We start from the raw sequence: 22,474 nt of genomic DNA, 5'->3' as shown, positions 1-22,474 counted from the left end.
GAGGCGGGGCTTTTAAGGTTTTTTTGATCAGTCGCGCTTTTCAGCCCACAGGTCGTACTCGTCGGCATCCGTCACGGTGCACCAGACCTTGTCGCCCGGCTTCAAGCCGCTGGCATCGTCGATAAACACGTTACCGTCGATTTCCGGCGCGTCGAAGAAGCAACGGCCCACTGCGCCTTGCTCGTCGACTTCGTCGATCAGTACTTCGATTTCCTTGCCGATGCGCAGTTGCAGGCGTGCGGAGCTGATGGCCTGCTGATGCGCCATGAAGCGCTCCCAGCGGTCCTGCTTGACGTCGTCCGGCACGATGGCCGCATCCAGCAGGTTGGCCGGGGCACCTTCGACCGGCGAGTACTGGAAGCAACCGACGCGATCCAGCTGCGCTTCGGTCAGCCAGTCCAGCAGGTACTGGAAGTCTTCTTCGGTTTCGCCAGGGAAGCCGACGATGAAGGTCGAACGGATGATCAGCTCCGGGCAGATCTCGCGCCAGTTCTTGATGCGCGCCAGGGTCTTGTCTTCGAAGGCCGGGCGTTTCATGGCCTTGAGGATTTTCGGGCTGGCGTGCTGGAACGGAATGTCCAGGTACGGCAGGATCTTGCCGGCGGCCATCAACGGGATCAGCTCGTCCACGTGCGGGTACGGGTAAACGTAGTGTAGGCGCACCCACACGCCCAGGCTGCTCAAGGCTTCGCACAGTTCGGTCATGCGGGTTTTCACCGGCGCGCCGTTCCAGAAGCCGGTGCGGTATTTCACGTCGACGCCGTAGGCGCTGGTGTCCTGGGAGATCACCAACAGCTCTTTCACGCCGGATTTGACCAGGCGCTGGGCTTCGTCCAATACATCACCCACCGGGCGGCTGACCAGCTTGCCGCGCATCGACGGGATGATGCAGAAGCTGCAGCTGTGGTTGCAGCCTTCGGAAATCTTCAGGTACGCGTAGTGGCGCGGCGTCAGCTTGATGCCTTGCGGCGGCACCAGGTCGATCAGCGGGTTGTGGTCCTGACGCGGCGGCACCACGTCGTGCACGGCGTTGACCACCTGCTCGTACTGCTGCGGGCCGGTTACCGCCAGCACGCTTGGGTGCACGTTGCGGATATTGCCTTCTTCCACGCCCATGCAGCCGGTGACGATGACCTTGCCGTTTTCCTTGATGGCTTCGCCGATCACTTCCAGCGATTCAGCCTTGGCCGAGTCGATGAAGCCGCAGGTGTTGACCACCACCACGTCGGCGTCCTGATAAGTGGACACGACGTCATAGCCTTCCATACGCAGTTGCGTGAGGATGCGCTCGGAGTCAACGAGAGCCTTCGGGCAACCCAGGGATACAAAGCCGACCTTTGGGTTGGCTTTTGCGATGGTGGTGGACATGTCTAACCTCGGTATTGAATGACGCCGCCAGTCGGGCACGACATGGCGGTAGACGGGCGCTTGGTGCGCCTCTGATCAAAAAGTGCGCAATTCTATCGACGGGCAGCGCGCTTGACCAGCTTTATACGGGGAAATGCGACGAGTGCTGCGCTATGCTTCGCGCCGTTGCGCACGGGTGAAACCCCGGGGTCAATAAAACGTCTGTTACGAGAAGTAAAACAGCGCATGCTAGGGTCAGCTTAGGCGCGTTGTTTATAAAAGACCTCAGGTCAAAGGGCAGGAGTGGTTGATGGGTCAGGCAAATAGTCAGGCAGCAGGTGCCGAGCATTCCAATGCAAAGCCGATTGGCATGTTGGTGGCAGCAGTCGGGGTGGTTTACGGCGATATCGGTACCAGCCCGCTCTATACCCTTAAAGAAGTGTTTACCGGTGGTTATGGGGTTCAAGTCAATCACGACGGGGTCTTTGGCATTCTGGCGCTGATTTTCTGGTCGCTGGTGTGGGTCGTGTCGATCAAGTACGTGCTGTTTATCCTGCGCGCGGACAACCAGGGCGAAGGCGGCATCATGGCCCTGACGGCGCTGGCGCGACGGGCGGCGTCGCCGTACCCCAAGTTGCGTTCGGTGCTGGTGATCCTCGGCTTGATAGGTGCGGCGCTGTTCTACGGCGACAGCATGATTACCCCGGCGATCTCGGTATTGTCGGCGGTTGAAGGCCTTGAACTGGCCTTTGACGGGATTGAACGTTGGGTGGTGCCGCTGTCGCTGGTGGTGCTGGTGGGGCTGTTCCTGATCCAGAAACACGGCACTGACCGCATCGGCAAGCTGTTCGGGCCGGTGATGGTGGTGTGGTTCCTGGTGCTGGGCGGTCTTGGCGTGCACGGCATCCTGCAACATCCCGAGGTGCTCAATGCGCTGAACCCCGTGTGGGGCGTGCGTTTCTTTGTGTCCCATCCGGGCATGGGCGTCGCGATTCTTGGCGCCGTGGTGCTGGCCTTGACCGGTGCCGAAGCGCTGTACGCCGACATGGGCCACTTCGGCCGCAAGCCGATCGCCCGCGCCTGGTTCGCCCTGGTGCTGCCGGCGCTGGTGCTCAATTACTTCGGCCAGGGCGCGTTGCTGCTGGAAAACCCCGAAGCGGCGCGCAACCCGTTCTACTTGCTCGCGCCGGAATGGGCCTTGGTGCCATTGGTCGCGCTGTCGACCCTGGCCACCGTGATTGCATCCCAGGCGGTGATTTCCGGTGCGTTCTCGCTGACGCGTCAGGCGATCCAGTTGGGTTACATCCCGCGCATGCATATCCAGCACACCTCCAGCGCCGAGCAAGGCCAGATCTACATCGGCGCGGTGAACTGGTCGCTGATGGTCGGCGTGATCCTGCTGGTGCTCGGCTTCGAATCCTCCAATGCCCTGGCCTCCGCCTACGGCGTGGCAGTCACCGGCACCATGTTGATTACCAGCATCCTGGTGTCGGCGGTGATGCTGCTGCTCTGGAAGTGGCCGCCGGTGCTGGCGATTCCGGTGCTGATCGGCTTCCTGTTGGTGGACGGCCTGTTCTTCGCCGCCAACGTGCCAAAGATCGTGCAGGGCGGTGCCTTCCCGGTGTTGGCGGGGATTGTGCTGTTTGTGCTGATGACCACCTGGAAGCGCGGCAAGGAACTGTTGATGGACCGCCTCGACGAAGGCGGGCTGCCGTTGCCGATCTTTATCAGCAGTATCCGCGTGCAACCGCCTCATCGCGTGCAGGGCACTGCGGTGTTCCTCACCGCGCGGCCCGATGCCGTGCCCCACGCGCTGTTGCACAACCTGCTGCATAACCAGGTGTTGCATGAGCAAGTGGTGATGCTCACGGTGGTCTACGAAGACATTCCGCGTGTGCCTGCCTCGCGGCGCTTTGAGGTGGACGCCTACGGCGAAGGCTTCTTCCGGGTGATCCTGCATTTTGGCTTTACCGATGAGCCGGACGTGCCCGAAGCGCTGAAGCTGTGCCACCTGGACGATCTGGATTTCAGCCCGATGCGCACCACCTACTTCCTCAGCCGTGAAACGGTGATCGCCTCGCGCATCAAGGGCATGGCCCGTTGGCGTGAGAGCTTGTTTGCGTTCATGTTGAAAAACGCCAACGGCAACCTGCGCTTCTTCAAACTCCCGGTAAACCGGGTGATCGAGCTGGGCACCCAGGTCGAGATGTAATCTTTTGCAACACGGGAGCCGGCATTCGGCTCCCGCTTTCCTTTCTGAACCCTGTGCAATCCACCGTTGTCGACTAGGCTCTAAGCACTGTTTGAATAGTGCCCACAGAACCCAGAAGAGGTGCGCCATGAGTCAGCTGCTCGAACCCTACACCCTCCGTCAATTGACCTTGCTCAACCGCATCGCCGTCTCGCCGATGTGCCAATACTCGTCCGACGATGGCCTGGCCAATGACTGGCACCTGGTGCACCTGGGCAGCCGCGCCGTCGGTGGTGCCGGGCTGATTTTTACCGAAGCCACCGCCGTCACCGCCGATGGCCGCATCACCGCCCAGGACCTGGGCCTGTGGAACGACGCGCAGATCGAACCGCTGCAGCGCATCACCCGCTTTATTGCTGCTCAAGGCGCGGTGGCGGGCATCCAGCTGGCACATGCCGGGCGCAAGGCCAGCACCCATCGGCCGTGGATCGGCAAGCACGGCAGCGTCAAGCCGGAGGAGGGCGGCTGGGTGCCGGTTGGCCCTTCGCCGATTGCCTTTGACCCGAACCACACGCAACCCAGGCCACTGGATGAAGGGCAGATCCAGCAGGTGATTGCCGACTTTGTCGCCGCCGCCAAACGCGCGCTGACCGCCGGTTTCGAAGTGGTGGAGATCCACGCTGCCCACGGTTACCTGTTGCATCAATTCCTCTCGCCGATCAGCAACCAGCGCCAGGACCACTACGGCGGCTCGTTTGAAAACCGTATCCGCCTGGTGCTCGAAGTGACCACCGCCGTGCGCGCCGTCTGGCCCCAGGAGCTGCCGCTGTTTGTGCGGGTATCGGCCACCGATTGGGTCGAAGACGGCTGGAACCCCGATGAAACCGTAGAGCTGGCGCGCCGCCTCAAAGAACTCGGCGTGGACCTGATCGACGTGTCCTCCGGTGGCACCGCCGCCAACGCCGAGATTCCCACCGGCCCGGGCTACCAGACACGGTTTGCCGAGCGCGTGCGCAAAGAGTCGGGTATCGCCACCGGCACGGTGGGTATGATTACCGAACCGGCCCAGGCTGAACACATACTGCGCACCTGCCAGGCCGACATCATCTTCCTCGCCCGTGAGCTGTTGCGTGACCCTTACTGGCCGCTGCATGCCGACGATGACTTGGGTGGGCGCAAAGCCATCTGGCCCGCGCAGTACCAGCGGGCGACTCACCGTGATCAGCCGATTCACGAGTCTGACCTGAGGGATTGAACCCGCGTCTGCCTGCAATAAACCCACCCGACTCGGTGGGTTTTTTGTTGCCCGCGTTTAACGCCTGCCTGATCCGCAGCTGTATGCGCAAGAGCTTCCCGATATCCACCTTTACCGGTCGCTGCGTGAGAAAGGGTTGTAGGTATTTGTTACTGAAGTAATTTTTTAAGTGAATACTCTAAAAAAATCCCACACGTGACGAGATTGTTTCTACGCTTAGGGTAAGTGTGATTTCTGGCCCAGGGAGTCAGGCTGTTTGTCCTCGAAGCCATTGCGCTTCGCGAGCATTGGGAATGGGCACCAGGAGTATTTGACTGATATCAGGAGTAACGGTCCATGACCAAATCCTATGGCGTAGTGGGTGCGGTGGCGTCTTTTTGGAGTCGCCGGATGTCCTTGCGAGGGCGAAGGTTGAGTTCGGATGAGGTGGAGTTGCTGGCGCAATATCGCGCCCTGACCGAAAACGATCAGGTGGCGATGCGCTATTTGATCGGCGCAATGAAGAGCGTGTCGCGGTTTTAACGGCATAAGCTCGTTCCCACGCTCTGCGTGGGAATTCAGCCCAGGACGCTCCGCGTCCTGCTATCACCACGGGATGCGCTCCCACGCGGGAGCGTGGGAGCGCTCTGTTGGCGCGTATCAGCTGTACTTACGCTGGTCCGGTGCCGGCGGGAAGTACTGATACAGCCAGGTTTCACTCAAGGTGCGGTCCTGGGTGCGGATAAACAGCCGCAGTTCAACCGGTTCCACACTGTCGCTGGTCGGGTACCAATCGAACAGAATGCGATAGCCCTTGATGTTGTCCAGCACCAGCACACTGAAGTCTTTGACTTCACCGTGGGAGCAGGTTACCACCGGCTCGATCCCGGTGCCGGCCGGCAGGCGATCCAGACCACCGCCCTTGAAGTCCACGGCAAAGCGGCGCGCCCACACTTCGGGGTAATGCTCGCCCGGTGCCCAGCCTTCGGTAAAACCGCCCATGCCGGAACGGGTGGCATCCACTTGCGCCAGCGGTGTGCTCACCGGCGGCAGCGCGCTCCAGTACAGCTTGTAGCCATAGTTGAGTGATTCGCCTGCGGCCACGGGCTTTTTTGGGGTCCAGAAGGCCACGATGTTGTCCAGGGTTTCGCCGGTGGTGGGGATTTCCAGCAGGTCGATCGAGCCTTCGCCCCAGGCGGTGGTGGGTTCCACCCACAGGCTAGGGCGCTTGCTGTACCAGTCCACAGTGTCCTGGTAGCTGGCGAACTCATGGTCGGTCTGTACCAGGCCGAAACCTTTCGGGTCGGTGTCGGCAAAAGCGTTGAACTGCAGCTTGGCCGGGTTGTTCAGTGGACGGCAGATCCACTCGCCGTTGCCACGCCACATGGCCAAACGGTCCGAGTCGTGGATTTGCGGGTGGATGGTGTCGCACATCCGGCGTTCATGGGTACCGCAGCTGAACATGCTGGTCATCGGCGCGATGCCCAGTTGCTCGATGGCGGTGCGCGCATTGATGTGCGCGTCGATGGCCATCACCACTTGGCTGGCCTGGCAGTCGATGTCAAAGCGATAGGCGCCGGTGGCGCTTGGCGAGTCGAGCAGGGCGTAGACCACAAAACGCGTGGCGTCCTTGCTCGGGGTTTCGAACCAGAATTGCGTGAAGTCGGGGAATTCCTCGCGTTTTTTCGCGTAGGTATCAATCGCCAGGCCGCGTGCGGAGAGGCCGTACTGGCCGGTTGCGTCCACCGCACGGAAGTAACTGGCGCCGAGAAACGACAGCACGTCATGGCGATCCAGTTCCGGCGCCTTGAACAGCTTGAAACCGGAGAAACCCAGGTCGCCGGTCAGCTGCTTGGTGTCCACCGTGGTCTTGGCATAGTTGAACAGCGACGGGCGGAAATGCACCTCGCGGGCTTCGCGGGTCTTGGGGTCGACGCTGTGCATGCGTACTGGCGTCTTGAAGCCCATGCCGACGTGGAAAAATTGCACGTCGAGCTGGCCGTTCAGCTCCTTCCACAGCGAATGGTTGCCGTCGTAGCCGATGGCATTGAAGTTCTGCGGGGTCATGGTTGCCAGCGTCGGTGGCAGCACCTGTTTGGTGTCTTTATACGCGTTGGCGGCGAGCTGCCTGGCCTGGGCCTTGAGCGTTTCGAAGTCGAACGCCACGGCCTTGCCATCGGCGGCACGGTTTCCCGCCCAAGCCTGCGCGGCCAACAGGCCACTGGCCGACAAGCCGGTGTAAGCCGCAATGGCCATGGACGCTTTGAGCAAATTCCTGCGGTGCATAGAGACAACCTGTCGTGAGCAAATCCCGCGCCGTTCCTGGCACGTAACGGATCATAAATAACGGTTCGGACATGCCTTCGACCAAACGCAACGGACAATAAACAGACGCCGGATAGCTTAAGCGGTTCGATGCAGAAGGAAAATTGATTGATGGCGGGGTGATGGCGTTGCATGTGAAACAAGACGTTTCAAATACGCGCTGCCGGCGTTACATCTGGAAGCACTCTAGATCGCGGCTTTTTGGCACTTAGTTTTACGCTGGGAGCCTATTGGTCCTACGAACCCAAGTGTCTGGAGGCTACGCATGAATACACGTGGATTGCTCGATCAGTTGCTCAAATCCGGCCAGGACCTGTTGCAAAACAAGGCGGGCGGGCAACACAAATCGGACGACAAAAGCGCCCTTGGCGGCTTGCTCGGCGGCGGTGGGCTCGGCAGTTTGCTTGGCGGTGCGGGTGGCGGTGCCCTGGCGGCGGGCGCGATGGGGCTGCTGCTGGGTAACAAGAAGGCGCGCAAGTTCGGTGGCAAGGCGCTCACCTATGGCGGGCTGGCAGCACTCGGAGTGATCGCCTACAAGGCTTACGGCAACTGGCAGGCGCAGCAGGCCGGCGCACCCCAAGGCGAGCCGCAAACCATCGACCGCCTGCCGCCGGCCCAGGTCGAACAACACAGTCAGGGCATTCTCAAGGCGCTGGTCGCCGCCGCCAAAGCCGACGGGCATGTAGACGAGCGTGAGCGCGCTTTGATTGAAGGCGAATTCACCAAGCTGGATAACGACCGTGAACTGCAAAACTGGCTGCACGCCGAGCTGAACAAGCCTCTGGATCCCGCTGATGTGGCGCGCGCAGCGAGCACTCCGGAAATGGCTGCCGAGATGTACATCGCCAGCGTGATGCTGGTGGACGAAGAGAACTTCATGGAAAAAGCTTACCTGGACGAGCTGGCGCGCCAGCTCAAACTTGAACCCGGCTTAAAGGCCGAGCTGGAAAAACAGGTACGCCAAGCCACGCTCTGACCTCCTGAATGATCGCTCCCACGCTCTGCGTGGGAGCGCAGCCCGTGACGCTCTGCGTCACCTGCACAGTGTTTTTGCGTTCTGTGAGCGCTACATCAAAACCTGTTGATAAATGCGGGCACCCGCTCAGCTATACTCCTCGGCATTTGATCGGCCCTTCGAGGAATTACTGTGAAGAACTGGACCTTGCGCCAAAGGATTTTGGCGAGCTTTGCGGTAATTATCGCGATCATGCTGTTGATGGTCGTGGTCTCGTATTCGCGCCTGCTGAAGATTGAAGTCAGCGAAAACTCGGTCCGGGATGACGCCGTACCCGGGGTGTTTTTCAGTTCGATGATCCGCAGCGCCTGGGTCGACAGCTACCTGCAAACCCAGGAATTGGTCGGTGCCCACCGAAGTCAGGGCATCTCGGAAGCCGACAAACAGGACTACAAGTCGTTTGAGGCACGTTTGGAACAGCACATGGCCAGTTACGCGAGCACGATCAATATTGATCAGGATCGCACTGAGTTCGACGCCTTCGAAAAGCTCCACCAGAACTACAACAAGATTCTTGCCCTGGTACTGGACGCCCATCAGGCTAACAACGGCGTTGAGGCGCAAAAGCTGTTCGACGAGCAACTCACGCCCGCCTGGACCGCAGGCCGCATGAAGCTCAATGACATTATCAATGAAAACAAACAGGTCGCCGATAACGCCACCGCCGCCATCGATGACGCGGTGGCCGCCGCCAAAGTCAGCATGTTCGTATCGTTGGTCGTGGCCATTCTCGCAGCGGGCCTGTGCGGCCTGCTGCTGATGCGCGCGATCATGGCGCCGATGAATCGCATCGTCGAAATCCTCGAAACCATGCGCACGGGCGACCTGAGCAAGCGCTTGAACCTTGAGCGCAAGGACGAATTCGGCGCTGTCGAAACCGGCTTCAACGACATGATGACCGAGCTGACCGCCCTGGTTTCCCAGGCCCAGCGTTCGTCGGTGCAGGTGACTACCTCGGTGACCGAGATTGCCGCCACCTCCAAGCAACAACAGGCCACGGCCACCGAAACGGCGGCCACTACCACCGAGATCGGCGCGACATCGCGGGAAATTGCCGCCACGTCCAAGGACTTGGTGCGCACCATGACCGAAGTGTCCACCGCCGCCGACCAGGCGTCGGTCGCTGCCGGCTCCGGCCAGCAAGGCTTGGCGCGTATGGAAGAAACCATGCACTCGGTGATGGGCGCCGCTGACCTTGTGAACGCCAAGCTGGCGATCCTCAATGAGAAGGCCGGCAACATCAACCAAGTGGTGGTGACCATCGTCAAGGTGGCCGACCAGACCAACCTGCTGTCGCTCAACGCCGCCATTGAAGCCGAGAAGGCTGGCGAGTACGGACGCGGGTTTGCCGTGGTGGCCACCGAAGTGCGCCGTCTGGCCGACCAGACCGCCGTGGCCACCTACGACATTGAGCAGATGGTGCGCGAGATCCAGTCGGCGGTGTCGGCGGGCGTGATGGGCATGGACAAGTTCTCCGAAGAAGTGCGTCGCGGCATGTTCGAAGTGCAGCAAGTGGGCGAACAGCTGTCGCAGATCATCCATCAGGTACAGGCCTTGGCGCCGCGGGTATTGATGGTCAACGAAGGCATGCAGGCCCAGGCCACCGGCGCCGAACAGATCAACCATGCGTTGGTGCAACTGGGCGATGCCAGCAGCCAGACCGTGGAATCCCTGCGCCAGGCCAGTTTTGCCATTGATGAACTGAGCCAGGTTGCGGTCGGTCTGCGCAGCGGCGTGTCGCGTTTCAAAGTCTGATGAGCGACCTTGCGGCTAAACGCGGCGTCGTCCCGGCAGCGAAAAAGGCGTTGTTTCTGGTGTTCCACATCGGCGGCGAACGTTATGCCCTCAAAGCCACGGAGGTGGCCGAGGTGCTACCGCGCCTGCCACTCAAACCCATCGCCCATGCACCGCTGTGGGTGGCGGGGATCTTTGCCCATCGTGGCGCGCTGGTGCCGGTTGTCGACCTGTGTGCGTTGACCTTCGGCAAACCGGCCCAGGCCCGCACCAGCACACGGCTGGTGCTGGTCAATTACCAGCCACAACCTTGGATCGAGTCACGCTGGCTGGGGTTGGTCCTGGAGCAGGCCACCGACACCCTGCGTTGCGACCCGGCCGAGTTCCAGCCTTATGGCCTGGATAACCGCGAGGCGCCGTACTTGGGGCCGGTGCGTGAAGATGCGTTGGGCTTGATGCAGTGGATCGGCGTGGCCGACTTGCTCACCGACGACGTGCGCGCCTTGCTGTTTGCCAGCGAGCTAAGCTTATGAGCAACGACCCACGCTTTTTTGCCTTCTTGAAGGACCGCATTGGTTTGGACGTCGCCTCGGTGGGCGAAGCGATCATTGAGCGTGCGGTGCGCCAGCGCAGCCAGGCCGTGCAGGCGCAGACCGTGCAGGATTACTGGCAGCATTTGCAGAGTTCGCAGGATGAGCAGCAGGCGCTGATCGAAGCGGTGATCGTTCCCGAGACCTGGTTTTTCCGCTATCCCGAGTCCTTTGCCACCTTGGCGCGTTTGGCCAGGGAGCGCCTGGCGGCGATCAAGCAGATGCGCGCCCTGCGCATTCTCAGCCTGCCGTGTTCCACGGGCGAGGAGCCTTATTCGATTGCCATGGCCTTGCTCGATGCCGGGCTGGCGCCGCACCAGTTCAAAGTGCTGGGGCTGGACGTCAGCCCATTGTCGGTGGAGCGCGCCAAGCGTGGGGTGTATGGCAAGAACTCCTTTCGCGGCGGCGATATCGAGTTTCGCGAGCGTCACTTCAGCGAACAGCCCGATGGTTACCACATTGCCGAGCGGGTGCGCGAACAAGTGCGTCTGCAAGTCGGCAATTTGCTCGACCCGGCGTTGCTGGCCAATGAGCCCACCTACGATTTTGTGTTCTGCCGCAACCTGCTGATCTACTTCGACCAGCCCACCCAGAAGCAAGTGTTCGATGTGCTCAAGAGCCTGACCCATGAGGACGGCGTGCTGTTTATCGGCCCCGCCGAGGGCAGCCTGCTGGGGCGCCATGGCATGCGCTCGATTGGCGTGCCGCAATCCTTTGCATTCAGTCGGCATACCGAGCCGGTCAAGCCTGAACCGGTATTTGTGCCCCTGCCCATCCCCCAGCGCAGCGCAGCACCGATTCCTGCCAAGCCGCGCCCGTTCAGCACCGCGAGCGCCCAAGTGGTGCCGATCAAGGCGCCGCACAGCGATGCGGGCGATTTGCTCAGCCGCATCGCTACGCTGGCTAACGAAGGCAAAAGTGCTGAGGCCCGTGCCGCGTGTGAACAGTATTTGAGTAACCACCCGCCGGCAGCCCAGGTGTTTTACTGGCTGGGGCTGCTCAGCGACGTGGCCGGCAGCGCCCTGGAAGCCCAGGGTTATTACCGCAAAGCCTTGTACCTGGAACCGCAGCACCCGCAGGCCTTGATGCACCTGGCCGCATTGCTCGAGTCCCAGGGTGACAGTGCGGGCGCGCGTCGCTTGCAGGCGCGCGCCGCGCGTAGCGAGCGTGCAGACAGTGAGTCCAAACGATGAATAACCTTGATGCGCTCGACACCGCAGGTCTGGACCTGACCCTGGCCGACACCCAAGCCATCGATGACTGCTGGAACCGCATCGGCATCCATGGCGACAAGTCCTGCCCGTTGCTTGCCGAACATATCCACTGCCGCAACTGCTCGGTGTATTCCGCCGCCGCCACGCGCCTGCTTGACCGTTATGCGTTGCAGCAGGACGACCGACAGGCGTATGCAGCCGCGGAAGTTGACGAAGACATCGTCACCCGTTCGATCCTGATGTTTCGTCTGGGTGAAGAGTGGCTGGGCATTGCCACGCGATGCCTGGTGGAGGTGGCGCCACTGCAGCCGATTCACTCGTTGCCGCACCAACGTTCCCGCGCATTACTGGGCGTTGCGAATGTGCGCGGTGCGCTGGTGGCGTGCCTGTCACTCGTGGAACTGCTGGGGCTGGACCCGGCCAGCACAGGCGCTACCGGCGCGCGAGTGATGCCGCGCATGTTGATTATTGCTGCCCAGGACGGCCCGGTGGTGGTACCGGTGGATGAAGTCGACGGCATCCATGCCATCGATGAGCGCACCTTGAAGGCTGCGTCGGCTTCCGGCACCCAGGCCAGCGCGCGCTTTACCCAAGGCGTGTTGCAGTGGAAAGGCCGCAGCCTGCGTTGGCTGGACGAGGCGCAATTGTTGTCTGCCGTGACCCGGAGCCTCACATGACCCCCGACCAGATGCGCGATGCCTCGCTGCTGGAGCTGTTCAGCCTGGAAGCCGATGCGCAGACCCAGGTATTGAGCGCGGGCCTGCTGGCCCTGGAACGCAACCCCACCCAGGCTGACCAGCTTGAGGCATGCATGCGCGCCGCGCACTCGCTCAAGGGCGCGGCGCGGATTGTCGGCGTGGACGCCGGGGTCAGCGTGGCCCATGTGATGGAGGACTGCCTGGTCAGCGCCCAGGAAAACCGCCTGTACCTGCAACCTGAGCATATCGACGCCTTGCTGCAGGGCACCGACCTGCTGATGCGCATCGCCACGCCGGGCAATAATGTCGGGCCAGCGGACATTCAAGGCTATGTAGCGCTGATGGAACGCCTGCTGGATCCGTCGCAGCCGATCGTCAACGCCACACCAGCCCCCGCCGCTCCCGAACCTGCGCCGGTGATTGAAGCGTTGCCGCCGGAGCCTGAGCCAGAGCCTGTGCCGCCGGTCAGCACTGACCTGCCGCGCCCGAACAAACGCCTGACCGAAGGCGGGGAGCGCGTGCTGCGCGTCACCGCCGAGCGCTTGAACAGCCTGCTCGACCTGTCGAGCAAGTCTTTGGTGGAGACCCAGCGGCTCAAGCCTTACCTGGTGAGCCTGCAGCGCCTCAAGCGCATTCAAAGCAACAGCGCGCGCGCCTTGGACACGCTCGATGGCCAACTCAAGGCCATGAACTTGAGCCTGGAAGCCCAGGAAGCCCTGGCCGACACGCGCCGCCTGTTGAGTGAAGCCCAGGCGTTGCTGGCGGATAAGACCGCCGAACTGGATGAGTTCGGCTGGCAGGCCGGGCAGCGTGCCCAGGTGCTTTATGACACCGCGCTGGCCTGCCGCATGCGACCGTTTGCCGATGTGCTCGCCGGCCAGGTGCGCATGGTGCGTGACCTTGGCCGCAGCCTTGGCAAGCAGGTGCGCCTGGAGATCGAGGGTGAAAAGACCCAGGTCGACCGCGACGTACTGGAAAAACTCGAAGCGCCGCTCACGCATTTATTGCGCAATGCCGTCGACCACGGCATCGAAATGCCCGAGCAGCGGGTGTTGGCGGGCAAACCCGCCGAAGGCCTGATCCGCCTGCGCGCCTCCCATCAAGCCGGTTTGCTGGTGCTGGAGTTAAGCGACGACGGCAATGGCGTCGACCTGGAGCGTCTACGTGGCACCATCGTCGACCGGCACCTGTCACCGCTGGAAACCGCGCTGCGCTTGAGTGAAGAAGAGCTGCTGACTTTCCTGTTCCTGCCGGGTTTCAGCCTGCGCGACAAGGTCACCGAAGTGTCCGGGCGCGGCGTCGGCCTGGATGCGGTGCAGCACATGGTCCGCCAACTGCGTGGCGCGGTGGTGCTGGAGCAGACGGCGGGGCAGGGCAGCCGCTTCCACCTGGAAGTGCCGTTGACCCTGTCGGTGGTGCGCAGCCTGGTGGTGGAGGTCGGCGAGGAAGCCTATGCCTTCCCGCTGGCGCACATCGAACGCATGTGCGACTTGGCGCCGAATGACATTGTGCAACTGGAAGGGCGCCAGCATTTCTGGCACGAAGGCCGGCATGTCGGTCTGGTGGCCGCCAGTCAATTGCTGCAGCGCCCGCCGGGGCAGAGCAATGACGAAACCTTGAAGGTGGTGGTCATCCGCGAGCGCGATGCGGTGTATGGCATTGCGGTGGAGCGTTTTATCGGTGAGCGCACCCTGGTGGTATTGCCGCTGGATGACCGCCTGGGCAAGGTCCAGGATATTTCCGCCGGTGCTTTGCTGGACGACGGCTCGGTGGTGTTGATCGTCGACGTCGAAGACATGCTGCGTTCGGTGGATAAATTGCTCAACACCGGGCGCCTGGAACGTATCGCACGGCGCAGCCAGCAGGCGACCGAAGCACCGCGCAAACGCGTGCTGGTGGTGGACGATTCGCTCACCGTGCGTGAGCTGCAACGCAAATTGTTGCTTAATCGTGGTTATGAAGTGGCGGTCGCGGTCGATGGCATGGATGGCTGGAACGCGCTGCGCTCCGGAGACTTCGACCTGCTGATCACTGACATTGATATGCCTCGTATGGACGGGATCGAATTGGTCACACTCTTGCGCCGTGATAGTCGCCTGCAATCGTTGCCGGTGATGGTGGTGTCGTACAAGGATCGCGAAGAAGACCGGCGCCGTGGACTGGACGCCGGCGCCGACTATTATCTAGCTAAGGCCAGTTTCCATGATGATGCGTTGCTGGATGCCGTGATGGAGCTGATTGGAGGCGCCCGGGCATGAGGATTGCGATCGTCAATGACATGCCCCTGGCGGTAGAGGCCTTGCGCCGCGCGTTGAGTTTAGAGCCGGCCCACGAGGTTGTGTGGGTGGCCAGCAATGGCCTGGAAGCTGTGCAGCGCTGCGCCGAATTGACCCCGGACCTGATCCTGATGGACTTGATCATGCCGGTGATGGACGGCGTGGAGGCCACGCGGCAGATCATGGCCGAGACCCCATGCGCTATTCTGCTGGTGACCGTCGACCGCCAAGCGAATATGAGTCGCGTGTTCGAAGCCATGGGCCATGGCGCCCTGGATGTGGTGGACACCCCGGCGCTGGGCGTGGGCAACCCCAAGGATGCGGCGGCGCCGTTGCTGCGCAAAATCCTCAATATTGGCTGGCTGATCGGCCAGCGTGGCAGTCGTGTACGCGCCGAAACCGCGCCGGCGCGCACCACTGGCAAACGTCAGAGGCTGGTGGCGATTGGTTCCTCTGCGGGCGGCCCGGCCGCCCTGGAAATCCTGCTCAAGGGTTTGCCCCGCGACTTTCCCGCCGCCATTGTGCTGGTGCAGCATGTGGACCAGGTGTTTGCCACCGGCATGGCCGAATGGCTGAGCAGCGCCTCCGGCCTGCCGGTGCGCCTGGCATGCGAGGGCGAACCGCCTCAAAACGGCGTGGTGCTGCTGGCTGGCACCAACCACCACATTCGCCTGTTGAAAAATGGCACGCTAGCCTATACCGCGGAGCCTGTGAACGAGATTTACCGGCCTTCCATCGACGTGTTCTTCGAAAGCGTCGCCAGCCACTGGAATGGTGATGCCGTCGGCGTACTGCTGACCGGCATGGGGCGCGACGGGGCTCAGGGCCTCAAGATACTGCGTGAACAAGGATATTTGACCATCGCCCAGGATCAGCAGAGCTGTGCGGTGTATGGCATGCCAAAAGCGGCGGCGGCGATTGATGCTGCTGTTGAAATCCGCCCACTGGACAGAATTGCGCCCCGATTGCTGGAGGTATTTGCAAAATGATCAAGACCTCTCGCAGTGCCGGCTTGCAGGAAAGTAATTCAGGTGACTGCACATGAATGATTTACAGATCGACGACATCAAGACCGACGAAAACGCTGCCATGGTGTTGCTGGTCGACGACCAGGCCATGATCGGCGAAGCTGTGCGGCGCGGCCTGGCTCACGAAGAAAACATCGACTTTCACTTTTGCGCCGACCCGCATCAGGCGATTGCCCAGGCGATCCGCATCAAACCGACGGTGATCCTGCAAGACCTGGTGATGCCCGGTCTTGATGGCCTGACACTGGTGCGCGAATACCGTAACCACCCGGCCACGGCGAATATCCCGATCATTGTGCTTTCGACCAAGGAAGACCCGCTGATCAAGAGCGCGGCGTTTTCGGCCGGGGCCAATGATTACCTGGTCAAGCTGCCGGATAACATCGAGCTGGTGGCGCGCATTCGCTATCACTCGCGCTCATATATGACGCTGTTGCAGCGCGATGCGGCTTATCGCGCGCTGCGTGTGAGCCAGCAGCAATTGCTGGACACCAACCTGGTGCTGCAACGGCTGATGAACTCCGATGGCCTCACCGGGCTGTCCAACCGCCGCCACTTTGACGAATACCTGGAGCTGGAATGGCGCCGTGCCATGCGTGACCAGACCCAGCTGTCGTTGTTGATGATCGATGTGGACTTCTTCAAGACCTACAACGACAGCTTTGGCCACGTCGAAGGTGATGAAGCCCTGCGCAAAGTCGCCGCGAGCATCCGTGAAGCCAGCAGCCGACCTTCGGACTTGCCGGCGCGGTACGGCGGTGAAGAGTTTGCGTTGGTGCTGCCCAATACCTCGCCGGGCGGTGCGCGCCTGGTGGCCGAGAAGCTGCGCATGGCGGTTGCGGGGCTGAAGATCCCGCACATTGCCCCGGCAGAAGGGGCGAGCCTGACTATCAGCATCGGCCTGTCGACCATGACGCCGTTGCAGGGTACGGATTGTCGGCAGTTGATCATGGCGGCGGACAAGGGGTTGTACACGGCCAAGCATAACGGGCGCAATCAGGTCGGTATCGAGTAAGCAGAACACCGCCGAACCCTTGTGGGAGCTGACTTGCCTGCGATAGCGGTCTGTCAGTTACCACATCTGTACCTGATACACCGCTATCGCAGGCAAGCCAGCTCCCACATTTGATCTCAATCGTTCTGGAGATCGTCAACAACCCCGCCTTTTCGCCAAGCGGGCTGCCGTTAGCGCCGGTTTGTCGTTATACTCGTCGGCTTTCAAAAGTTCGCCAACGAGTGCTGCCCGCCATGGAAATCAACCCGATCCTTAACACCATCAAGGACCTGTCCGAGCGCTCCGAAACTATTCGGGGGTATCTTTGACTACGATCAAAAGCATGAGCGTCTGACCGAAGTCAATCGCGAGCTTGAAGATCCGGCTGTCTGGAACAAACCTGAATACGCCCAGGAACTGGGCCGCGAGCGCGCTGCGCTGGCGCAGATCGTCGACACCCTCGACGAGTTGAACACCGGTCTGGGCGATTGCCGCGACCTGCTGGACATGGCCGTCGAAGAAAACGACGAAGGCGCAGTGGGCGATGTCGTCGCCGAGCTGGCCCGTCTCGAGGAAAACCTCGCCAAGCTTGAATTCCGCCGCATGTTCAGCCACGAAATGGACCCGAACAACGCCTACCTGGACATCCAGGCCGGTTCCGGCGGCACCGAGGCCCAGGACTGGGCCAACATCCTGCTGCGCATGTACCTGCGCTGGGCGGATAAGCGCGGTTTCGACGCCACTATCATGGAACTGTCCGCCGGTGAAGTCGCCGGTATCAAAGGCGCGACCGTGCACATCAAGGGCGAATACGCCTTTGGCTGGTTGCGGACCGAGATCGGCGTACATCGCCTGGTGCGCAAGAGCCCGTTCGACTCCGGCAACCGCCGCCATACCTCGTTCTCCGCCGTTTTCGTCTCGCCAGAGATCGACGACAAGGTGGAAATCGAGATCAACCCGGCCGACCTGCGGATCGACACCTACCGTTCCTCCGGTGCCGGTGGCCAGCACGTAAACACCACCGACTCGGCGGTGCGTATTACCCACGTACCGACCAACACCGTGGTCAGCTGCCAGAACGAACGTTCCCAGCACGCCAACAAGGACACCGCCATGAAAATGCTGCGGGCCAAGTTGTACGAGCAGGAAATGCAGAAGCGCAACGCCGCTTCCCAGGCGCTGGAAGACACCAAGTCGGATATCGGCTGGGGCCACCAGATCCGTTCGTATGTGCTTGATGCATCGCGGATCAAGGATCTGCGCACTAACATCGAACGCAGCGATTGCGACAAGGTGCTCGACGGTGATATCGACGAATACCTGGAAGCCAGCTTGAAATCGGGGCTGTAAACCGTCAGCCAAGACCTTAAGTCCCCTGCCACCGGTGGGGGCAACGAACCTGTGATGGAATTTCAAAAGACATGAGCGACCAACAACTCGACCCGCAAGCCCTGCAACAGGAAGAAAACTCCCTGATCGCCCTGCGCAAGGAAAAGCTTGCTGCCGAGCGCGCCAAGGGTAATGCCTTCCCGAACGACTTCCGCCGTGACAACTACTGCGATGCCTTGCAGAAACAGTACGCGGACAAGACCAAGGAAGAGCTGGCAGAGGCTGCAATCCCGGTCAAGGTGGCGGGTCGCATCATGCTTAACCGTGGCTCGTTCATGGTGATCCAGGACATGACCGGTCGCATTCAGGTGTACGTCAACCGTAAAACCCTGCCTGAAGAAACCCTGGCCTCGGTGAAAACCTGGGACATGGGCGACATCATTGCCGCCGAAGGCACCCTGGCGCGTTCCGGCAAGGGCGACCTTTACGTTGAAATGACCAGCGTGCGCCTGCTGACCAAGTCGCTGCGCCCGCTGCCGGACAAGCACCACGGCCTGACCGACACCGAGCAGCGCTATCGCCAGCGCTACGTCGACCTGATCGTCAACGAAGACGTGCGCCAGACCTTCCGCGTGCGTTCGCAAGTGATTGCGCACATTCGCAGCTTCCTGATGGCGCGTGACTTCCTCGAAGTGGAAACGCCGATGCTGCAAACCATCCCCGGTGGTGCCGCAGCCAAACCGTTCGAAACCCACCACAACGCGCTGGACCTGGAAATGTTCCTGCGTATCGCGCCGGAGCTGTACCTCAAGCGCCTGGTGGTTGGCGGCTTCGAGAAAGTGTTCGAGATCAACCGCAACTTCCGTAACGAAGGCGTCTCGACCCGTCACAACCCTGAATTCACCATGTTGGAGTTCTACCAGGCCTACGCCGACTACGAAGACAACATGGACCTCACCGAAGAACTCTTCCGCGAGCTGGCGCAGCTGGTACTGGGCAGCACTGACGTGCCGTACGGCGACAAGGTGTTCCACTTCGGCGAGCCGTTCGTGCGTCTGTCGGTGTTCGACTCGATCCTCAAGTACAACCCTGAGCTGACCGCTGACGACCTGACCGACATCGACAAGGCCCGCGCCATCGCCAAGAAAGCTGGCGCCAAGGTGCTGGGCTTCGAAGGCCTGGGCAAACTGCAGGTGATGATTTTCGAAGAACTGGTGGAGCACAAGCTGGAACAGCCGCACTTCATTACCCAGTACCCGTTCGAAGTGTCGCCGCTGGCACGTCGCAACGATGACAACCCGAACGTCACCGACCGTTTCGAGCTGTTCATTGGCGGCCGCGAAATCGCCAACGCCTACTCCGAGCTTAATGATGCAGAAGACCAGGCCGAACGCTTCATGGCCCAGGTGGCCGACAAGGACGCCGGTGACGACGAGGCGATGCACTACGACGCCGACTTCGTTCGCGCCCTGGAATACGGCATGCCGCCGACCGCCGGTGAAGGTATCGGTATCGACCGGTTGGTGATGTTGTTGACCAACTCGCCGTCGATCCGCGATGTGATCTTGTTCCCGCACATGCGGCCACAAGCGTAACCGTAGCGAAATCCGAAGCCGCCTTTTATAAGGCGGCTTTTTTGTGTGACGAATTCAGCCGTCAGCAGAACGGCGCCAAGAGGCACGCGCTGAGCGTTCCCACGCTCTGCACAGGAATGCAGCCCGTGACGCTCCGCATAACTCATTAAAGGAAGATCTGTCGTGAACCGCGTAATGGCTCAAGAAGGCGCCGCCGGCATTGCTGCTGCCGTGGCTGATAGTGTCCAGTACCAGGGCCGCAAGGCCAGCCGTCGAGGCAGCGAGCAACGCCGGCAAGACATTCTCGATGCGGCCATGCGCATCGTCGTGCGTGATGGGGTACGCGGTGTGCGCCATCGCGCGGTGGCAGCAGAGGCCGGCGTGCCGTTGTCGGCCACCACCTATTACTTCAAGGACATTGATGACCTGCTCACCGATACCTTCGCCCAATACGTGGAGCGCAGCGCTGCCTTCATGGGCAAGCTGTGGGTGCGCAATGAAGGCCTGCTGCGCGAGATGGTCGCCTATGGCGATGGCAGCTCGCAGTCACGCTCACAACTGGCCGATGACATTGCACGGCTGACCGCCGACTACGTGATGCGCCAACTGACCAATCGCCGCGAACACTTGATGGCCGAACAGGCCTTTCGCCAGGAAGCCTTGCTTAACCCGCGCCTGGCTGAGCTGGTGCGCTCGCACCAGCAGATTCTGTTGCAGGGCACCGGGCAGTTTTTCCAGGTATTGGGTTCCCGCGAGCCGCAACAGGATGCCAGAGTGTTGACGGCGATAATCGGTCGGATGGAATATCAGGGCCTGCTCGGCGGCCCTGAGCCTCTGACGGGTGAAGAGATGCTTGAGATTCTCAAGCGTTACATGCATTTGGTGTTGGCCTCGGTCTAGCCCCGTGCGCAATCTGCTTTATGTGGGAGCCAGCTCCCACACTTGATGGGGTGCCCAATGAAAGCCTGGCGTGTCATTGCAATCGCCTTGTCCTTCCTGCTGCTCAGCGGTTGCCTGGTCACCTTCAAGGATCCACTGGCGGCCCGTGAAGCCGCGCCCGACGCCTTGCTCGGCCACTGGTCAAGTAAAAACGCCTGGGGCGAACCGCTGAATCTGCAGATCACCCGTGTCGATCAGCAGCATTACAAGGCCGTGAGCTACCCTAAAGCCAAGCCGGGCCAGCGTGATGAGTACCTGTTTACGGTGTCGCGCCATGGCAACCGCTGGTACCTTTCTGCGCCGTTGCCGGCGGCCTTGGGTGGCAATTACTTCCTGGCCGGTTTTGACTTTGAAGGTAAGGGCGACAAAACGCGTGAATTGGTGGTCTACAACCTCGACCTTGAGCAGATCCATCAAGCCATAGGCCAAAATGCCTTGCGCGGCAGCACCGTGGAAACCGTCGAAGGTGACGGCGTGCGGGTCGACAGCCCCATGGACCAGGTATTTGCCTACCTGGATGACCCGGCCAATGCCGATGTGTTCGTTGAAGCCGTGCGCTACCGGCGCGCGGGCAAATAACGTTTAAAGAGGAAGCACCGGGTGGACGATTACCAGCAGACGATACGCACCTTGTCCGATCGCATTGTGCTGGCACAAACACCGATTCGCGTCCTCGACGCCGTGAAGTGGGACGAGAACATTCGCCAGGGGTTTCTCAAGGCCAAGGGCAAGGCCATGCCGGCGGTGGACCGCGATTACTACCTGGGCCGACCGCTGTCGTTCGACTCCAGCGCGGTGAAGCTGGAGTTCCAGAACATCGAGCGCGACATCACCCGCCGCCTCGGCCAGTTCAGCCCGGTGGGACAGATCATGCGCCGCATGTGCCGCGAGTACCGCATGGTGGTGCGCATGCTCGAAGCGCGGGGCACCGAGGACTTCGGCCTGATTTCACAGGAACTCTACGGCGCCGCCTCGGACGCGTTCCACGCCGGTGACCCGACGCTGGCCGACCTGGGCCTGATGATGTCCGACTACCTCAACCAGATCGACGGCCGTGGCGACCTCAAGGACGAAGCCAAGACGCTCACGGCCAAGCATGCCGTGGCCTTGCTGCAAACCCGTTTGAACAAGGTGTTCGGTGAGGCCGAAGAGACCATCCGCGTCTTCGAGTCCGATGGTATCGTCGCCGATGCGGCGGCGGGCGCCGACTACATCAAGATCCGCGCCGACGCGATGTTCAACGAGCGTGATGTGCGCGCGCTGGAAGTGCACGAAGGCCTGGTGCACGTCGGCACCACGCTCAATGGCCAGAACCAGCCGATCTGCACCTTTCTGTCCAAAGGGCCGCCCTCGTCAACGGTGACCCAGGAAGGCCTGGCGATTCTGATGGAGATCATCACCTTTGCCTCCTATCCCAGTCGCCTGCGCAAACTGACCAACCGCACCCGTGCCATCCATATGGTCGAAGAGGGCGCCGACTTCCTGCAGGTATTCGAGTTCTTTCGCGAGCAAGGCTTTGAGATGGCCGAAAGCTATGGCAATGCCAGCCGCGTGTTCCGTGGTTCGACGCCGACCGGTCTGCCGTTTACCAAGGATTTGTCCTACCTCAAGGGCTTTATCATGGTTTACAACTACATCCAGTTGGCCGTGCGCAAAGGCAAGTTGGAACAAGTGCCGCTGCTGTTCTGCGGCAAGACCACCCTGGAAGACATGCGCACCTTGCGCCAACTGGTCGACGAAGGCCTGGTGGTGCCACCCAAGTACCTGCCCGAGCAGTTTCGCGACATGAACGCCCTGGCGGCGTGGATGTGCTTCTCCAACTTCCTCAACCACCTGAGCCTGGACCGGATTGAGGCGGATTACTCGAATATCCTGTAGAGATTTCCCTGACACAACCGAATCAAAAAGGTGGGAGCTGGCTTGCCTGCGATAGCGGTGTATCAGTCACCGCTGTTTTAACTGAAAGACCGCTATCGCAGGCAAGCC

Annotated in this window: 18 protein-coding genes; 16 read left to right on the top strand and 2 right to left on the bottom strand. The window is 61.1% G+C overall.

Translation table 11 applies throughout. The features are described from left to right. Positions 1–27 precede the first annotated feature (27 nt). Entirely contained in the window at positions 28–1,368 is a 1,341-nt protein-coding gene (rimO, locus tag ACQY47_RS08525; RefSeq protein ID WP_017137087.1) for a 30S ribosomal protein S12 methylthiotransferase RimO, read from the bottom strand. 289 nt (positions 1,369–1,657) lie between these two features. Between rimO and ACQY47_RS08520 the strand changes: the two genes are divergently transcribed. From ACQY47_RS08520 to ACQY47_RS08510, 3 genes are all read left to right on the top strand, one after another. Next, a complete protein-coding gene (locus ACQY47_RS08520; protein ID WP_099548536.1) occupies positions 1,658–3,559 on the top strand; it encodes a potassium transporter Kup in 1,902 nt (633 codons plus the stop codon). Positions 3,560–3,686: 127 nt separating this feature from the next. Continuing rightward, complete coding sequence (locus tag ACQY47_RS08515; RefSeq protein WP_017137089.1) at positions 3,687–4,793, top strand: NADH:flavin oxidoreductase/NADH oxidase; 1,107 nt, start codon at positions 3,687–3,689, stop codon at positions 4,791–4,793. A 336-nt stretch (positions 4,794–5,129) separates the two neighbouring features. Then, on the top strand, positions 5,130–5,315 hold the full coding sequence (locus ACQY47_RS08510; protein ID WP_200432982.1) for a hypothetical protein: 186 nt from the start codon (positions 5,130–5,132) through the stop codon (positions 5,313–5,315). A gap of 117 nt (positions 5,316–5,432) precedes the next feature. Here the strand turns inward: ACQY47_RS08510 and ACQY47_RS08505 are convergent, their stop codons facing one another. After that, entirely contained in the window at positions 5,433–7,058 is a 1,626-nt protein-coding gene (locus tag ACQY47_RS08505) for a glucan biosynthesis protein D (RefSeq protein ID WP_428556910.1), read from the bottom strand. Positions 7,059–7,362: 304 nt separating this feature from the next. Here ACQY47_RS08505 and ACQY47_RS08500 point away from each other — a divergent pair, with 304 nt between their 5' ends. The 13 genes from ACQY47_RS08500 to ACQY47_RS08440 all read left to right on the top strand — a co-directional run bounded on the left by ACQY47_RS08500 (position 7,363) and on the right by ACQY47_RS08440 (position 22,366). Then, complete coding sequence (locus tag ACQY47_RS08500) at positions 7,363–8,073, top strand: tellurite resistance TerB family protein (RefSeq protein WP_428556908.1); 711 nt, start codon at positions 7,363–7,365, stop codon at positions 8,071–8,073. 171 nt (positions 8,074–8,244) lie between these two features. Next, positions 8,245–9,867, top strand: coding sequence for a methyl-accepting chemotaxis protein (locus ACQY47_RS08495; RefSeq protein WP_428556906.1), 1,623 nt, complete (start codon positions 8,245–8,247; stop codon positions 9,865–9,867). Beyond that, a complete protein-coding gene (locus tag ACQY47_RS08490) occupies positions 9,867–10,379 on the top strand; it encodes a chemotaxis protein CheW (RefSeq protein ID WP_428556904.1) in 513 nt (170 codons plus the stop codon). Before ACQY47_RS08495 ends, ACQY47_RS08490 begins: the two co-directional genes overlap by 1 nt. Next, a complete protein-coding gene (locus tag ACQY47_RS08485) occupies positions 10,376–11,629 on the top strand; it encodes a CheR family methyltransferase (protein WP_017137095.1) in 1,254 nt (417 codons plus the stop codon). Before ACQY47_RS08490 ends, ACQY47_RS08485 begins: the two co-directional genes overlap by 4 nt. After that, positions 11,626–12,327: a chemotaxis protein CheW gene (locus tag ACQY47_RS08480; protein WP_017137096.1), complete on the top strand. Its 702-nt coding sequence runs from the start codon at positions 11,626–11,628 to the stop codon at positions 12,325–12,327. The genes ACQY47_RS08485 and ACQY47_RS08480 overlap by 4 nt, the downstream gene beginning before the upstream one ends. Next, positions 12,324–14,606: a hybrid sensor histidine kinase/response regulator gene (locus tag ACQY47_RS08475; protein WP_428556902.1), complete on the top strand. Its 2,283-nt coding sequence runs from the start codon at positions 12,324–12,326 to the stop codon at positions 14,604–14,606. The genes ACQY47_RS08480 and ACQY47_RS08475 overlap by 4 nt, the downstream gene beginning before the upstream one ends. After that, positions 14,603–15,613 carry a chemotaxis response regulator protein-glutamate methylesterase gene (locus ACQY47_RS08470; protein WP_428556900.1) on the top strand — a complete coding sequence of 337 codons (1,011 nt, stop codon included), beginning with the start codon at positions 14,603–14,605 and terminating at the stop codon, positions 15,611–15,613. The genes ACQY47_RS08475 and ACQY47_RS08470 overlap by 4 nt, the downstream gene beginning before the upstream one ends. Before the next feature lie 52 nt (positions 15,614–15,665). Then, the gene (locus ACQY47_RS08465) at positions 15,666–16,667 is read left to right on the top strand and encodes a response regulator (RefSeq protein ID WP_017137099.1); all 1,002 of its coding nucleotides are present in this window, start codon (positions 15,666–15,668) and stop codon (positions 16,665–16,667) included. A gap of 233 nt (positions 16,668–16,900) precedes the next feature. Next, positions 16,901–17,996 (top strand): peptide chain release factor 2 gene (gene prfB, locus ACQY47_RS08460; RefSeq protein ID WP_096236834.1). Its coding sequence is split into 2 segments (ribosomal slippage): positions 16,901–16,972 and positions 16,974–17,996, totalling 1,095 coding nucleotides; the frame shifts between segments, so codons are not numbered across the junction. A gap of 71 nt (positions 17,997–18,067) precedes the next feature. Next, positions 18,068–19,570: a lysine--tRNA ligase gene (lysS, locus tag ACQY47_RS08455; protein ID WP_017137101.1), complete on the top strand. Its 1,503-nt coding sequence runs from the start codon at positions 18,068–18,070 to the stop codon at positions 19,568–19,570. 162 nt (positions 19,571–19,732) lie between these two features. After that, positions 19,733–20,449: a TetR/AcrR family transcriptional regulator gene (locus ACQY47_RS08450; RefSeq protein WP_138453145.1), complete on the top strand. Its 717-nt coding sequence runs from the start codon at positions 19,733–19,735 to the stop codon at positions 20,447–20,449. Positions 20,450–20,506: 57 nt separating this feature from the next. After that, positions 20,507–21,067 carry a hypothetical protein gene (locus ACQY47_RS08445; RefSeq protein ID WP_138453144.1) on the top strand — a complete coding sequence of 187 codons (561 nt, stop codon included), beginning with the start codon at positions 20,507–20,509 and terminating at the stop codon, positions 21,065–21,067. A gap of 21 nt (positions 21,068–21,088) precedes the next feature. Continuing rightward, positions 21,089–22,366 (top strand): flavohemoglobin expression-modulating QEGLA motif protein, encoded by a 1,278-nt coding sequence (locus ACQY47_RS08440; RefSeq protein ID WP_017137104.1) that lies wholly within the window; start codon positions 21,089–21,091, stop codon positions 22,364–22,366. The last annotated feature ends 108 nt before the right edge of the window (positions 22,367–22,474 follow it).

Origin of the sequence: Pseudomonas edaphica (genome assembly GCF_965277385.1) — a bacterium.
GTDB classification, from domain to species: Bacteria; Pseudomonadota; Gammaproteobacteria; order Pseudomonadales; family Pseudomonadaceae; genus Aquipseudomonas; species Aquipseudomonas edaphica.
This window is presented reverse-complemented; position numbering and strand designations above follow the sequence as displayed.